13 protein-coding genes are annotated in these 15,162 nt (G+C 43.5%); all 13 read left to right on the top strand.

Features of this window, described 5'->3' with window-relative positions:
- The 13 genes from dpaB (at position 1) to ymfI (ending at position 15,144) form a co-directional block, all read left to right on the top strand.
- Positions 1-603, top strand: a complete 603-nt coding sequence (gene dpaB / locus NZD81_RS06695) for a dipicolinate synthase subunit B (RefSeq protein ID WP_014664006.1) — start codon at positions 1-3, stop codon at positions 601-603.
- A 125-nt stretch (positions 604-728) separates the two neighbouring features.
- Positions 729-1,769, top strand: coding sequence for an aspartate-semialdehyde dehydrogenase (gene asd / locus NZD81_RS06690; protein WP_014664007.1), 1,041 nt, complete (start codon positions 729-731; stop codon positions 1,767-1,769).
- A gap of 91 nt (positions 1,770-1,860) precedes the next feature.
- A complete protein-coding gene (gene dapG, locus NZD81_RS06685; RefSeq protein WP_040083152.1) occupies positions 1,861-3,075 on the top strand; it encodes an aspartate kinase in 1,215 nt (404 codons plus the stop codon).
- A 30-nt stretch (positions 3,076-3,105) separates the two neighbouring features.
- Complete coding sequence (dapA, locus tag NZD81_RS06680; RefSeq protein ID WP_014664009.1) at positions 3,106-3,978, top strand: 4-hydroxy-tetrahydrodipicolinate synthase; 873 nt, start codon at positions 3,106-3,108, stop codon at positions 3,976-3,978.
- Between the two features lie 177 nt (positions 3,979-4,155).
- The gene (gene rnjB / locus NZD81_RS06675; protein ID WP_040083151.1) at positions 4,156-5,823 is read left to right on the top strand and encodes a ribonuclease J2; all 1,668 of its coding nucleotides are present in this window, start codon (positions 4,156-4,158) and stop codon (positions 5,821-5,823) included.
- A 116-nt stretch (positions 5,824-5,939) separates the two neighbouring features.
- Positions 5,940-6,677, top strand: a complete 738-nt coding sequence (gene tepA / locus NZD81_RS06670; RefSeq protein ID WP_014664011.1) for a translocation-enhancing protein TepA — start codon at positions 5,940-5,942, stop codon at positions 6,675-6,677.
- A complete protein-coding gene (locus tag NZD81_RS06665; RefSeq protein ID WP_003231871.1) occupies positions 6,674-6,886 on the top strand; it encodes a YlzJ-like family protein in 213 nt (70 codons plus the stop codon). Before tepA ends, NZD81_RS06665 begins: the two co-directional genes overlap by 4 nt.
- A gap of 130 nt (positions 6,887-7,016) precedes the next feature.
- Positions 7,017-9,380, top strand: a complete 2,364-nt coding sequence (gene spoIIIE, locus NZD81_RS06660) for a DNA translocase SpoIIIE (protein WP_071576878.1) — start codon at positions 7,017-7,019, stop codon at positions 9,378-9,380.
- Between the two features lie 144 nt (positions 9,381-9,524).
- A complete protein-coding gene (locus tag NZD81_RS06655; protein WP_003245732.1) occupies positions 9,525-10,250 on the top strand; it encodes a GntR family transcriptional regulator in 726 nt (241 codons plus the stop codon).
- A 136-nt stretch (positions 10,251-10,386) separates the two neighbouring features.
- Complete coding sequence (gene bcbE, locus NZD81_RS06650) at positions 10,387-11,598, top strand: bacillibactin exporter BcbE (RefSeq protein ID WP_289859795.1); 1,212 nt, start codon at positions 10,387-10,389, stop codon at positions 11,596-11,598.
- A gap of 199 nt (positions 11,599-11,797) precedes the next feature.
- Positions 11,798-13,078, top strand: coding sequence for an EF-P 5-aminopentanol modification-associated protein YfmF (gene yfmF, locus NZD81_RS06645; protein WP_289859794.1), 1,281 nt, complete (start codon positions 11,798-11,800; stop codon positions 13,076-13,078).
- Complete coding sequence (gene yfmH / locus NZD81_RS06640) at positions 13,075-14,361, top strand: EF-P 5-aminopentanol modification-associated protein YfmH (protein ID WP_289859792.1); 1,287 nt, start codon at positions 13,075-13,077, stop codon at positions 14,359-14,361. Before yfmF ends, yfmH begins: the two co-directional genes overlap by 4 nt.
- Positions 14,362-14,415: 54 nt before the next feature.
- Positions 14,416-15,144 (top strand): elongation factor P 5-aminopentanone reductase, encoded by a 729-nt coding sequence (gene ymfI / locus NZD81_RS06635; protein ID WP_289859790.1) that lies wholly within the window; start codon positions 14,416-14,418, stop codon positions 15,142-15,144.
- Positions 15,145-15,162 lie beyond the last annotated feature (18 nt).

The raw sequence follows: 15,162 nt of genomic DNA, 5'->3' as shown, positions 1-15,162 counted from the left end.
ATGTCGTCATTAAAAGGAAAAAGAATCGGGTTCGGGCTGACCGGGTCGCATTGCACATATGAAGCGGTTTTTCCGCAAATTGAGGCGTTGGTCAACGAAGGAGCTGAAGTTCGTCCGGTTGTCACATTTAACGTAAAATCCACAAATACCCGATTTGGAGAGGGTGCAGAATGGGTTAAAAAAATTGAAGACCTGACTGGATATGAGGCCATTGATTCGATTGTAAAGGCAGAACCCCTTGGGCCGAAGCTGCCCCTTGACTGCATGGTCATTGCGCCTTTAACAGGCAATTCAATGAGCAAGCTGGCAAATGCCATGACGGACAGCCCGGTGCTGATGGCGGCAAAAGCGACAATCCGAAACAATCGGCCAGTCGTTCTAGGTATCTCAACAAATGATGCACTCGGTTTAAACGGAACAAATTTAATGAGGCTCATGTCAACAAAAAATATCTTTTTTATTCCATTCGGGCAAGACGATCCATTTAAAAAACCGAATTCAATGGTAGCCAAAATGGATCTGCTTCCGCAAACGATTGAAAAGGCACTATTGCACCAGCAGCTTCAGCCGGTTCTCGTTGAGAATTATCAGGGAAATGACTAAATTTACAGAAAATCATTCCCAAACTAAAAAATTCGGTCATCACCCGCATATTCTATGGTAAAATAAAACGTAAAATCATAGTCAAATCAATTCAATGAAGCTGATTGGCGGAAGGAGTTTTACAGATGGGAAGAGGTTTACACGTAGCTGTTGTCGGAGCGACAGGGGCTGTGGGACAACAAATGCTTAAAACACTTGAAGACAGAAACTTTGAAATGGACACACTTACATTGCTATCTTCAAAACGCTCTGCGGGGACAAAAGTCACGTTTAAAGGCCAAGAGCTGACTGTTCAGGAAGCTTCTCCTGAGAGCTTTGAAGGGGTAAATATTGCTTTGTTCAGCGCCGGCGGAAGCGTATCACAAGCATTGGCACCAGAAGCTGTAAAACGCGGCGCTATTGTTATAGATAATACGAGCGCATTCCGCATGGACGAAAATACACCGCTTGTTGTGCCAGAAGTGAATGAGGCAGACTTGCATGAACACAACGGCATTATTGCCAATCCAAACTGCTCTACAATCCAAATGGTTGCGGCTCTTGAGCCGATCCGTAAAACATACGGCTTAAACAAAGTCATCGTATCAACTTACCAGGCAGTATCAGGAGCGGGTAATGAAGCTGTAAAAGAGCTTTACAGCCAAACACAGGCAATTTTAAATAAAGAAGAAATAGAGCCTGAGATCATGCCTGTAAAAGGTGACAAAAAACACTATCAAATCGCCTTCAACGCGATTCCGCAAATTGATAAATTCCAGGATAACGGCTATACGTTTGAAGAAATGAAAATGATCAATGAAACGAAAAAAATCATGCACATGCCTGACCTTCAAGTAGCGGCTACATGTGTGAGACTGCCAATTCAAACTGGGCACTCAGAGTCTGTCTACATTGAAATAGACCGTGATGACGCTACAGTTGAAGATATTAAAAATCTATTAAAAGAAGCTCCGGGTGTGACACTTCAGGATGACCCGAGCCAGCAGCTTTATCCGATGCCTGCTGATGCTGTCGGCAAAAACGATGTGTTTGTAGGCCGCATCCGTAAAGACTTGGACAGAGCAAACGGTTTTCATTTATGGGTTGTTTCTGATAACCTATTAAAAGGCGCAGCATGGAACTCTGTTCAAATTGCAGAAAGCCTGAAAAAACTAAACCTCGTATAAAAGAGAGAATTTCCTAAAGACGAATAGAAGAGAGTAAGGCACTATCAGCCTGCTCTCTTCTGTTACGTCCGAATAATTTGGAGTGAAAACAGTGAAGATAATTGTTCAAAAGTTCGGCGGAACATCAGTAAAAGATGATAAAGGCCGCAAACTGGCTTTAGAGCATATTAAAGAAGCAATCAGTGAAGGATATAAGGTTGTCGTTGTCGTTTCAGCGATGGGCCGAAAAGGAGACCCGTATGCAACAGATTCTTTGCTGGGGCTGCTTTACGGCGATCAGTCAGCGATTTCTCCAAGGGAGCAGGATTTGCTTTTATCTTGCGGAGAGACCATTTCCTCTGTCGTATTTACAAGCATGCTGCTTGATAACGGTGTGAAAGCAGCTGCGCTGACAGGGGCTCAGGCTGGCTTTTTAACGAATGATCAGCATACCAATGCGAAAATCATTGAAATGAGACCGGAGCGTTTATTCGGTGTGCTCGCCAATCATGATGCGGTCGTCGTCGCAGGCTTCCAGGGCGCAACTGAAAAAGGTGATACAACAACAATCGGCAGAGGGGGCAGTGATACGTCTGCAGCCGCACTCGGAGCAGCTGTTGATGCAGAATACATCGATATTTTCACCGATGTAGAAGGTGTAATGACTGCAGACCCAAGAGTTGTGGAAAATGCGAAACCGCTTCCTGTCGTGACGTATACGGAAATCTGCAACCTAGCGTATCAGGGGGCTAAGGTCATTCATCCGCGTGCTGTGGAAATCGCGATGCAGGCCAAGGTTCCGATCCGCGTGCGTTCGACTTATTCGAAGGATAAAGGTACATTGGTGACATCACATCACTCTTCCAAGGTCGGCAGTGATGTTTTTGAAAGGCTGATTACGGGAATCGCTCATGTCAAAGATGTCACGCAGTTCAAGGTGCCTTCCAAAATCGGCCAGTATAATGTTCAGACTGAAGTGTTCAAGGCAATGGCGAACGCTGGAATCAGTGTCGATTTCTTTAACATTACACCTAGTGAAATCGTTTATACGGTAGCCGGAAATAAAACAGAAACAGCTCAGCGTATTTTAATGGATATGGGCTATGATCCAATGGTAACAAGAAACTGCGCGAAGGTATCGGCGGTCGGTGCGGGCATTATGGGTGTTCCCGGTGTTACGTCCAAAATTGTGTCAGCTCTTTCAGAAAAAGAAATTCCGATTCTTCAGTCGGCTGACAGCCATACGACGATATGGGTGCTCGTCCATGAAGCGGATATGGTTCCTGCTGTAAACGCTTTGCATGAAGTGTTTGAACTATCCAAGTAAATGTGATTGAATCATGATGAGGTGAATAAAATGAATTTCGGAAATGTGTCTACAGCGATGATTACACCTTTTGACAATAAAGGGAACGTAGACTTTCAAAAACTGTCTACACTGATTGACTACTTGTTGAAAAACGGAACGGATTCTTTAGTAGTAGCGGGAACAACTGGAGAATCTCCAACCCTATCAACTGAAGAAAAAATTGCGCTTTTTGAATATACGGTAAAAGAAGTAAACGGACGGGTTCCGGTTATCGCCGGTACTGGAAGCAACAATACGAAAGATTCCATTAAGCTGACAAAAAAAGCTGAGGAAGCAGGCGTGGACGCTGTTATGCTTGTTACGCCGTATTACAATAAACCTTCCCAAGAGGGAATGTACCAGCATTTTAAAGCAATTTCGGCAGAGACATCACTTCCGGTTATGCTTTATAATGTTCCGGGCCGTACGGTTGCTTCTCTGGCTCCTGAAACGACGATCCGTTTGGCGGCAGACATTCCGAATGTTGTTGCGATTAAAGAAGCGAGCGGCGACCTCGAAGCGATTACAAAAATTATTGCTGAAACGCCTGAAGACTTCTATGTCTATTCAGGGGATGACGCTCTGACGCTTCCAATTCTTTCAGTTGGAGGAAGAGGAGTTGTGTCAGTGGCGAGCCATATCGCAGGCACAGATATGCAGCAAATGATCAAAAATTATACGAATGGGCAAACAGCTAATGCGGCACTGATTCATCAGAAACTGCTGCCGATTATGAAGGAACTGTTTAAAGCGCCTAACCCTGCTCCAGTCAAAACAGCGCTTCAGCTGAGAGGTCTTGATGTCGGTTCTGTGCGTCTGCCTCTTGTCCCGTTAACCGAGGATGAACGTCTGAGCTTAAGCAGCACGATCAGCGAACTGTAAGAAAATTTCATACAGTGAAACAAACGCGGTCATTCTCACATTCAGCTGAGTTTGACCGTTTCTTTTACATATTGGTTTTCCCTAAACCTTCTGCTTTATCTTGTTTTCTAAATTTACTTTCAGTTATAATAGGAACAAGTGATGATGGACGGGTATGAGACTAGGAGGATATAGATTTTGAAAAAGAAAAATACAGAAAACGTTAGAATTATCGCCCTTGGCGGTGTCGGAGAGATTGGGAAGAACCTTTATGTCATCGAAATTGACTCAGACATATTTGTCGTTGATGCCGGCCTTATGCATCCAGAAAATGAAATGCTCGGTATTGATGTGGTGATTCCTGACATATCATATTTGATTGAACGGGCTGATCGCGTCAAGGCAATCTTTTTAACGCACGGGCACGATGAAAATATCGGCGGCGTTTTTTACTTATTAAACAAGCTGTCCGTTCCGGTTTACGGAACAAAGCTGACGCTTGCGCTGTTAAGAGAGAAATTAAAACAATACGGACATAACCGAAAAACTGATTTAAGAGAAATTCACTCCAAATCTGTCATTACATTTGAATCGACAAAGGTATCGTTCTTTAGAACGATTCACAGCATCCCTGATTCTGTAGGTGTGAGCTTTAAAACATCACTTGGATCTATTGTATGCACGGGAGACTTCAAATTTGACCAAACACCTGCACTTAATCAGACGTGCGACATTGGCGAGATCGCCAAGATCGGCAATAGCGGCGTGCTCGCCTTGCTTTCTGACAGTGCAAATGCGGAACGGCCGGGTTATACTCCTTCGGAATCGGCTGTCAGCGGAGAAATTTCGGATGCGCTGTATAATTCAGAGAACCGGGTGATTATTGCTGTTTTCGCATCCAATATTAACCGGATTCAGCAAGTCATTCATGCAGCGGCTCAAAATGGCAGAAAGATTGCCGTAGCCGGAAAAAATCTTCAATCTGTCCTGCAGCTGGCAAGAAAGTTAGGATACATTGAAGCAGATGATGAATTATTTATTTCTATACAGGATGTCAAGAAATATCCGAAGCGCGAAGTGGCCATTATTACAGCCGGAAGCCAAGGTGAACCATTAGCTGCCCTTACAAGAATGGCAAACAAAGCTCACAAACAGCTGAACATTGAAGAAGGGGATACGGTTGTCATTGCGTCAACTCCAATTCCCGGGCAGGAACTTATTTATTCTAAAACAGTGGACCTACTTGCGAGAGCCGGTGCACAAGTCATCTTTGCCCAAAAGCGTGTTCATGTATCAGGCCACGGCTCACAAGAAGAGTTAAAGCTGATGATCAATCTGCTTAAACCAAAGTATTTAATTCCTGTAAACGGCGAATACAGAATGCAAAAAGCCCATTCAAAAATCGCTGAAGAAACTGGCATGAAGCGCAGTGACATCTTCTTAATTGAAAAAGGAGACGTCGTTGAGTTCCGCGGCCAAAACGTAAAAATCGGGGATAAAGTTCCTTACGGCAATATTTTAATTGATGGGTTAGGTGTCGGTGATATCGGCAATATCGTATTGAGAGACCGCCGCTTGCTTTCACAGGACGGAATCTTAATCGTTGTCATTACACTTGATAAACAAAAGAAACATCTTGTATCAGGACCAGAAATTATCACTCGCGGTTTTGTTTATGTAAGAGAGTCTGAAGGTCTTATCGTACAGGCTACTGAGCTTGTTCGTTCCATCGTGACAGAAGCGACTGAAACATCAAATGTTGAATGGTCAACGCTGAAGCAGGCAATGCGGGATGCTTTGAACCAATTCCTTTATGAAAAAACGAAACGTAAACCGATGATCATCCCAATTATTATGGAAGTATAATGACTGACTAAAGACCGGAGCAGCTCCGGTCTTTATTTTTTTGCCCTTTAAGCCGGGATTGAATTGAGTATCTTTGTTCATAATACAAAGAGAAACTCGGAAAGGGTGAAAGCGAGATGGATCATCGTATGGAAAATACAGAAGAAGAGCGTTCTGAAAAAAATGATGCGAAAGACAGCATTATGAATAAAATACAGCAGCTTGGTGAAACGTCACTTCCACAGCTGCCCCAAGATACAAATATTCATTGTCTGACTATAATCGGACAAATAGAAGGCCATGTTCAGCTCCCTCCGCAAAACAAAACAACAAAATATGAGCATGTCATCCCACAGATTGTGGCAATTGAACAAAATCCTAAAATTGAAGGCCTGCTGATTATATTAAATACTGTGGGAGGAGATGTTGAAGCTGGTCTAGCAATTGCGGAAATGCTGGCATCTTTATCGAAACCGACCGTTTCTATCGTGCTTGGCGGGGGTCATTCCATCGGCGTTCCGATTGCTGTATCCTGTGACTATAGCTATATCGCCGAAACAGCAACGATGACGATTCACCCCGTTAGGCTCACAGGTCTGGTCATCGGGGTGCCGCAAACGTTTGAATACCTGGATAAGATGCAAGAAAGAGTTGTTAAATTTGTCACAAGCCATTCCAATATAACTGAAGAGAAATTTAAAGAGCTAATGTTTTCAAAAGGAAACTTAACACGCGACATCGGAACAAATGTAGTTGGTAAGGATGCAGTTGAATACGGATTGATTGATCACGCAGGCGGCGTCGGACAGGCAATCAATAAACTGAATGAGCTCATAGAGGCAGCAAGGAAAGAAGAAGGACGGATGATTCAATGATTCTGTATACCGTGATGCCGCAGGAAATTGTGTTTGCAGAACAGAACCAAGAAACGAGCGCACATGAGCAAATAGAATATAAAGGTGTACCGCTTCTGGTCGAAATGAAAGGAAATGAAGCGGAAGTCATTCAAATTATGAGCACAAACCCAATGCATTTTCTGCATCCGGACATTTCACCGGGACAAAAGCTGAAATTAAACGTATAAGAATCCAATCCTTTTTTAAGGGCAAAATATGCTATAATAGGGGAATCCTACAGAAAAAACGCAGCCTGTAAACGGCTGCTTTCTTCATTATGTATGAACTTACATTTTTTAACGCAGTAAGGTGATGAGTGTGGCAAAGAAAAAACGAAAATCAAGAAAAAAACAGGCGAAACAGCTCAATATAAAATACGAACTCAACGGACTGCTGTGTATAGCCATTTCAATTATCGCAATCTTGCAGCTGGGGGTAGTCGGGCAAACATTTATCTATTTGTTCCGCTTTTTTGCTGGAGAGTGGTTTATTTTATGCTTGTTAGGTTTATTGGTGTTAGGAGTCTCGCTGTTTTGGAAGAAGAAAACCCCAAGCCTATTAACGAGACGAAAGGCCGGGTTGTACTGTATCATCGCAAGCATATTGCTGCTTTCTCACGTGCAGCTGTTTAAAAATTTGACGCACAAAGGGACTATTGAGTCCGCAAGCGTGGTCCGTAATACGTGGGAATTGTTTTTAATGGACATGAATGGCAGCTCTGCTTCTCCTGATTTAGGCGGAGGGATGATCGGTGCGCTGCTGTTTGCAGCTTCACACTTCTTGTTTGCGTCAACTGGTTCTCAGATCATGGCGATTGTCATGATTTTGATAGGAATGATTTTAGTCACAGGACGCTCACTGCAAGAAACGCTGAAAAAGTGGATGAGCCCGATTGGACGCTTTATAAAAGAACAATGGTTGGCATTTATTGATGATATGAAATCCGTCAAATCAAATATGCAGTCATCAAAAAAAACAAAAGCGCCTAGCAAAAAACAAAAACCGGTCCGCAAAAAACAGCAAATGGAACCGGAGCCTTCTGATGAAGAAGGGGATTCTGAGACAGAATCGCCTCTTGTCCATTCAGAACCAATTATCTCAAGCTTTTCTGATCGTAATGAAGAGGATGAGTCTCCAGTTATAGAAAAGCGCACCGAACCTGTATCGGAGCCGCTTCAGGACATCCAACCAGAGACAGGTGATCAGGAAACTGTTTCTGCTCCTCCTATGACCTTTACGGAGCTTGAAAATAAGGATTACGAGATGCCGTCACTGGATTTACTGGCAGATCCAAAGCATACCGGCCAGCAGGCTGATAAAAAGAATATTTATGAAAATGCGAGAAAGCTTGAACGGACCTTCCAAAGCTTTGGCGTAAAGGCGAAAGTGACACAGGTTCATCTCGGGCCGGCCGTAACAAAATACGAAGTGTATCCTGATGTCGGAGTGAAGGTTAGCAAAATTGTCAATTTAAGCGATGATTTAGCGCTGGCGCTTGCTGCGAAGGATATCAGGATCGAAGCGCCTATACCAGGAAAATCAGCAATCGGAATTGAGGTTCCAAACGCAGAAGTGGCAATGGTTTCGCTGAAGGAAGTGCTGGAGTCTAAATTAAATGACAGACCGGATGCGAAGCTGTTAATTGGACTTGGCCGCAATATTTCAGGTGAAGCTGTATTGGCTGAGTTAAATAAGATGCCCCACCTTTTGGTCGCAGGCGCAACCGGAAGCGGAAAAAGTGTCTGTGTCAACGGCATTATTACAAGTATTTTAATGCGCGCAAAGCCGCATGAAGTGAAAATGATGATGATCGATCCTAAAATGGTAGAGCTGAATGTCTATAACGGGATTCCGCACCTGCTTGCTCCGGTTGTAACCGATCCGAAAAAAGCATCGCAGGCTTTGAAAAAGGTTGTCAATGAAATGGAGCGGCGGTACGAATTATTTTCTCATACGGGCACACGAAATATTGAAGGATACAATGATTATATAAAACGCGCCAACAATGAAGAAGGAGCGAAACAGCCGGAGCTCCCTTATATTGTTGTCATTGTGGACGAGCTTGCCGATCTCATGATGGTCGCTTCGTCTGATGTGGAAGATTCGATTACGAGATTGTCCCAAATGGCGCGGGCTGCCGGCATCCATCTCATTATTGCGACGCAGCGGCCTTCGGTGGACGTTATCACAGGGGTGATCAAAGCGAATATTCCGTCACGAATCGCGTTCAGCGTATCTTCGCAGACGGATTCAAGGACCATTCTTGACATGGGCGGCGCTGAGAAGCTTCTCGGCCGCGGCGATATGCTGTTTTTACCTGTAGGGGCTAACAAACCTGTCCGTGTGCAAGGAGCATTTTTGTCGGATGACGAAGTGGAGAAGGTCGTCGACCATGTGATCACACAGCAGAAAGCGCAATATCAAGAAGAAATGATTCCTGAGGAGACAACGGAAACTCATTCAGAGGTTACTGATGAACTTTATGATGAAGCTGTTGAATTAATCGTCGGCATGCAGACGGCATCTGTTTCAATGCTGCAAAGAAGATTCAGAATCGGCTATACGAGAGCGGCGCGCCTGATTGACGCAATGGAGGAACGCGGCGTTGTCGGGCCGTATGAAGGCAGCAAACCTAGGGAAGTCTTATTATCAAAAGAGAAATATGATGAGCTCTCTTCATAATGAAGGGAGTTCCATTTTCCTTTAGTTATCAATAATAACATTATGTAAACTGATAAGCTTTCTATTTATTTTTTCGACAAAACATGATATAGTTGTCCCAATTGTTCAATAATTTTTATCGAAAGTGGTTTACGGAGGGGAAACATGTCTACAAAAGCTGATAATCGGCACTTGTATTTGAAAGTAATTGAACGAATTAAAGAGGATATAAAAAATGGGATCTACACTGAGAAGGAAAAGCTGCCTTCTGAATTTGAGCTTTCCAAAAAGCTAGGTGTGAGCAGAGCGACGCTAAGAGAAGCCTTGCGGATATTGGAAGAAGAACATGTGATTATCAGAAGGCATGGTGTAGGCACTTTTGTCCATTCTAAGCCGTTATTTCTTTCGGGCATTGAACAGCTGAACAGTGTAACGAAGATGATAGAACAGGCAAATATGACCCCTGGCACGATTTTTCTGTCATCACAAGTGCTTATGCCGTCTGAGGATGATACGAAGAGGTTTCATTTGGCAGAAGGGCAAGAACTTTTTTATCTTGAACGTGTTAGAACAGCTGACGGACAGCCGATTGTATATTGTATAGACAAAATTCCGATGAATATTTTGCCGAATTCTTTTTCTCATCAGCAAGAATCTATGTTTGACCTGCTTGAGAAAAATTCAGGCTCCGTAATCAGTTATGCAGTAACTGATATAGAACCGATCGGCTATCACGATACCATTTCTCCAGTGCTGGAATGCGATCCGGAAACAGCACTTTTACTGTTAAAACAAACCCATTACGATCAGCACGATAAACCGGTGCTTTACTCGTTAAATTATTTCAGAGCGGATAAATTCAGATTTCATGTTTTGCGTAAACGATTCTAAAAACGGACGCTAGTGTGTCTGTTTTTTTATTTGCACTGATTCATGTTTCTTTGTACATACTTTCATTCCGGTTAACGCAATATATAAGAGATGACAAGAAAGTGAATGGGTGAAAATGTTGAGAAAGAAAAATGGAATGAAAAATATTATTGCATTGTCTTCCGTCCCGCTTGTGATGACACTCGGGAACTCCATGCTGATTCCTGTTCTTCCGATGATGGAAAAAAAGCTGTCGGTGACTTCATTTCAAGTGTCGTTAATCATTACTGTATATTCAGTAGTGGCAATTATTTGCATTCCGATTGCCGGATACTTGTCGGATCGTTTCGGGAGAAAAAAAATATTGCTTCCATGTCTCCTCATTGCAGGATTAGGTGGAGTGGTAGCTGCTTTTGCCTCAACCTACATGAAAAATCCTTATGCTATGATCTTGGCGGGGCGTGTTCTTCAAGGCATCGGTTCTGCGGGTGCCGCTCCTATCGTCATGCCGTTTATCGGTGACCTGTTTGAAGGAGACGATGAAAAGGTCAGCGCTGGACTTGGAGATATTGAAACCGCTAACACGTCAGGGAAGGTACTGAGTCCCATACTTGGCGCATTACTGGCTTCCTGGTACTGGTTTGTACCGTTTTGGTTTATTCCGTTTTTCTGTTTGATCAGCTTTTTGCTCGTATTGTTTTTAGTGGCCAAGCCTGAAGAAGATGAAGATGCGCCTGCGGTTTCTGAGTTTATCAAGAGCGTGAAGAAAATCTTTAAACAGGATGGGCGCTGGCTTTATACGGTCTTCATTATCGGGTGTGTCATTATGTTTTTGTTATTTGGCATATTATTTTATTTGTCAGATACGCTGGAGAACAAGTATGCCATTGACGGAGTAGCTAAAGGCGGATTACTGGCAATCCCACTTTTGTTTTTGTCAACCAGTTCTTTTATAGCTGGCAAAAAGATCGGTAAAGATAAAGGCCGAATGAAATTTTGCGTTGTGACAGGAATGATTCTGTTAACCCTGTCGTTTATTGCCTTGTGGTGGAACCACAGTTTTTATTTTTTATTTGTCTTTTTAAGCTTTGGCGGGATTGGGATCGGCATGGCTCTTCCTGCTTTAGATGCATTGATAACCGAAGGAATTGAAAGTGAGCAATGCGGAACCATATCCTCCTTCTACAATAGCATGCGCTTTATAGGAGTGGCTCTCGGCCCGCCTGTTTTTGCTGCATTAATGTCAAATGCAAACTGGATTATTTTCATACTCTCGGCGTTTTGCAGCATTGTTTCTTTATTTTTGGTATTATTTACTATAGATGCTAAAAAAAGTGAAGAAGAAGAAAAAAACTTAGGGACGGTCTAGCCAACCGTCTTTTTTTTGCGCGCCCTTGCAGGTTCCAACCATCGCCGAGATTGAAAAAGAACTTACTATACCGTATGCGGAGGTTATTGTTTCCTTATAAATCCTACAGTTGCTATAATTACATGAAAGAGTGTTTCTGCGTATGCTTAAAATTGGTCATAATACATACTAATGAAGAAATGAACGAAGGAGGTTCCATATGTCATATGTTAATGAACTCAAAACAAAGCACGGCGGTTTAACCGCACACATTGTAGAAACAGAAAAATTTAAAACCGTTTCGCTTATTTTTAAGATGCTTGCGCCGCTGACAAAGGATCAAGTCACCAAAAGAGCGCTTCTCCCGCATGTGCTTCTTCGCGGAACGAAAAGCCATCCGAAAACCGCAGAATTGCGTTCCTATTTGGATGAGCTGTACGGTACATCAGTATCGGCGGATCTTACGAAAAAAGGAGAGCGGCACGTCATTACGTTCAGGCTTGAAATCCCGAATGAAAAATATTTAAAAGACCAAACACCGCTTCTTGAGAAAGGGCTTCAGCTTCTCGCAGAAATCGTCTTTTCACCTGCTTTAGAGGGGGGCGCTTTTCAGGCACAATATGTGGCTCAAGAAAAACGGACGCTTAAGCAAAGAATCCAAGCCGTCTATGATGATAAAATGCGCTACTCGAATTTAAGACTGATACAGGAAATGTGCCAAAATGAGCCTTACGCGCTCCATGTCAATGGTGAAATCGACGATGTCGATGACATTACGGCCGAGCAATTATACGAAACATACCAAAGTGCTATCCAAAAAGACCAGCTTGATCTTTATGTTGTCGGTGATGTGGACAGTAAGCAGGTGCAAACGGCCATTGATAAGTATTTCCAAACCGAAGAGCGCACTCTTGGCATGATTGAAAACAATCGGGCTGATGAAAAAGTTCAAGCAAAAGAAGTGATTGATGAGGAAGATGTCAAACAAGGAAAGCTGAATATCGGCTACCGCACCGGCATCACTTATACAGATCAGGACTATCCGGCTTTACAAGTGTTTAACGGATTGTTCGGCGGATTCTCTCACTCTAAACTTTTCATTAACGTTCGGGAAAAAGCCAGCCTTGCTTACTACGCCGCTTCGCGTATAGAAAGTTTTAAAGGCTTGTTAATGGTGATGTCAGGCATTGAAGTGAAAAATTACGACCAGGCTGTTTCAATTATTGCGGAGCAATTTCAGGCAATGAAAAACGGCGATTTCAGTGAGCAGGACATCGCACAGACAAAGGCCGTCATTCGAAATCAAGTGCTGGAAACGATTGATACTGCATACGGTTTAACTGAATTTTTATATCAGCAGGCCGCTGCTCAAGTCGAGATTCCTATCGAAGACTTTCTTGCCAATATTGGGAATGTCACAAAAGAGGATATCATGAAAGCCGGCGAAAAGATTCAGCTTGATACGACTTATTTCTTAAAAGGGACGGAGGGAGCATCTTGATCAAACCAATCGAATATGAACAGCTTCAGGAGACGCTGTATCATGAAAAAATGTCCAACGGCCTTGACGTATACGTTTTGCCGAAAAAAGGCTTCAACAAGACATATGCGGTCTTTACAACAAAGTACGGCTCAATAGATAACCGGTTTGTCCCTTTAGATAAAAATGAGATGGTTCACGTGCCGGACGGGATCGCCCATTTTCTTGAGCATAAGCTGTTTGAAAAAGCGGACGGAGACGTTTTTCAAGATTTCAGCAAACAGGGTGCTTCTGCCAATGCGTTTACGTCATTTACAAGAACGGCTTATCTTTTCTCAAGCACATCAAATGTTGAACGCAATTTAGAGACGCTCATCGATTTCGTGCAGGACCCATATTTCACTGAAAAAACGGTTGAAAAAGAAAAAGGGATTATCGGGCAGGAGATTAACATGTACGATGATAACCCTGATTGGAGGCTTTACTTCGGAGTCATTGAAAACATGTACAAAGAGCATCCTGTCAGAATTGACATAGCGGGAACAGTGGAAAGCATTTCATATATTACAAAAGATCTTCTTTATGAATGCTATGAAACGTTTTATCACCCGAGCAACATGCTCCTATTCATTGTCGGCCCGGTAGATCCTGAAGCGATCATTTCCCAGGTCAGAGAAAATCAGGAGAAAAAGCCGTATACCGGTCAGCCGGAAATCAAACGTGAAGAAGTGAAAGAGCAAGAAGCGGTTTTCCGAAAAGAAAAAGAGATCAAAATGAACGTGCAGGGACCGAAATGCCTTGTCGGGTTAAAATCAAAGAACCCGTTTAGATTAGGCAAAGAGCTGTTAAAGCATGAACTATCTATGAACTTATTGCTTGAAGCTCTTTTCGGCAAAAGCTCTGCCCAGTATGAATCACTTTATGAAAAAGGGTATATTGACGAAACGTTCAGCTTTGATTTTACTGCTGAATATGGGTTCGGTTTTGCAGCGATCGGCGGAGATACGCCTGATCCTGATCAATTGGCTGAAGACGTTTCAAGCATGCTTTTGCGCGCGGGCGAATTGATTACCGCTGAAAAGATTGAACTGGCCAGAAAGAAAAAGATCGGTACATTCTTAAAAGCGCTGAATTCCCCTGAATACATCGCCAATCAATTTACCCGTTATGCATTCTTGGATATGAGCCTTTTTGACGTCGTAACGGTACTCGAGCAGATTACTATCGAGGATGTGCAGAAAGTCATACAAGAGGAAATTGCTGCAGACAGACTGACTGTATGCAAGGTTGTTCCTAAATCATAAACAAAACATCCCTCCAGTGTGAGGGGTGTTTTTGTGCGGAAAGAGGGAAAGAGGATGAACAAAACAGCACTAATCACCGGAGCAAGCGGCGGCATTGGCAAAAGCATCAGCGAAACCCTTGCGGCTAAGGGATACAATCTGCTGCTCCATTACAATACAAATCAAAATGCGGCAGCGGAGCTTGCTGAAAAACTAAGAGAGAAGTTTGGCTTGTACTCGGAGATATTGCAAGCCGATCTGTCCTCGCCAGAAGGGGCAGATAAGCTGACAAGTTCAATTGTTCAGCCGATTGATGCGATTGTTTTAAACAGCGGAAGAAGCCATTTTGGGCTGATTACGGATGTGGATAACGTAACAGTCCAGGAAATGGTTCAGCTCCATGTGGCGAGTCCGTATATGCTGACGCGAAACCTTCTTCCAGGCATGATTCGGAATAAATCGGGAGCAATTGTGGCTGTCAGCTCGATTTGGGGAGAGACTGGAGCATCCTGTGAAGTGCTGTACAGCATGGCAAAGGGAGCTCAGCATTCGTTTGTAAAAGGGCTGGCTAAGGAGCTGGCGCCAAGCGGAATCAGGGTAAACGCGGTAGCGCCGGGCGCGGTTGATACAAATATGATGAATCAATTCACCCCGTCTGAAAAAGAAGAGATCGCTGATGAGATCCCGATCGGCCGGCTGGCCCGGCCGCAGGAAATTGCGGATGCAACAGCTTTTCTCCTGTCTGACAAAGCATCATATATCACCGGCCAAATTCTGTCGGTGAATGGCGGCTGGCACTGCTGATCCGAAAATATTCGGTGT

The organism is Bacillus sp. B.PNR1 (genome assembly GCF_030386235.1).
GTDB classification, from domain to species: domain Bacteria; phylum Bacillota; class Bacilli; order Bacillales; family Bacillaceae; genus Bacillus; species Bacillus stercoris.
Note: the sequence above shows the minus strand (reverse complement) of the source record. Positions and strands in the feature narration are given on the sequence as shown.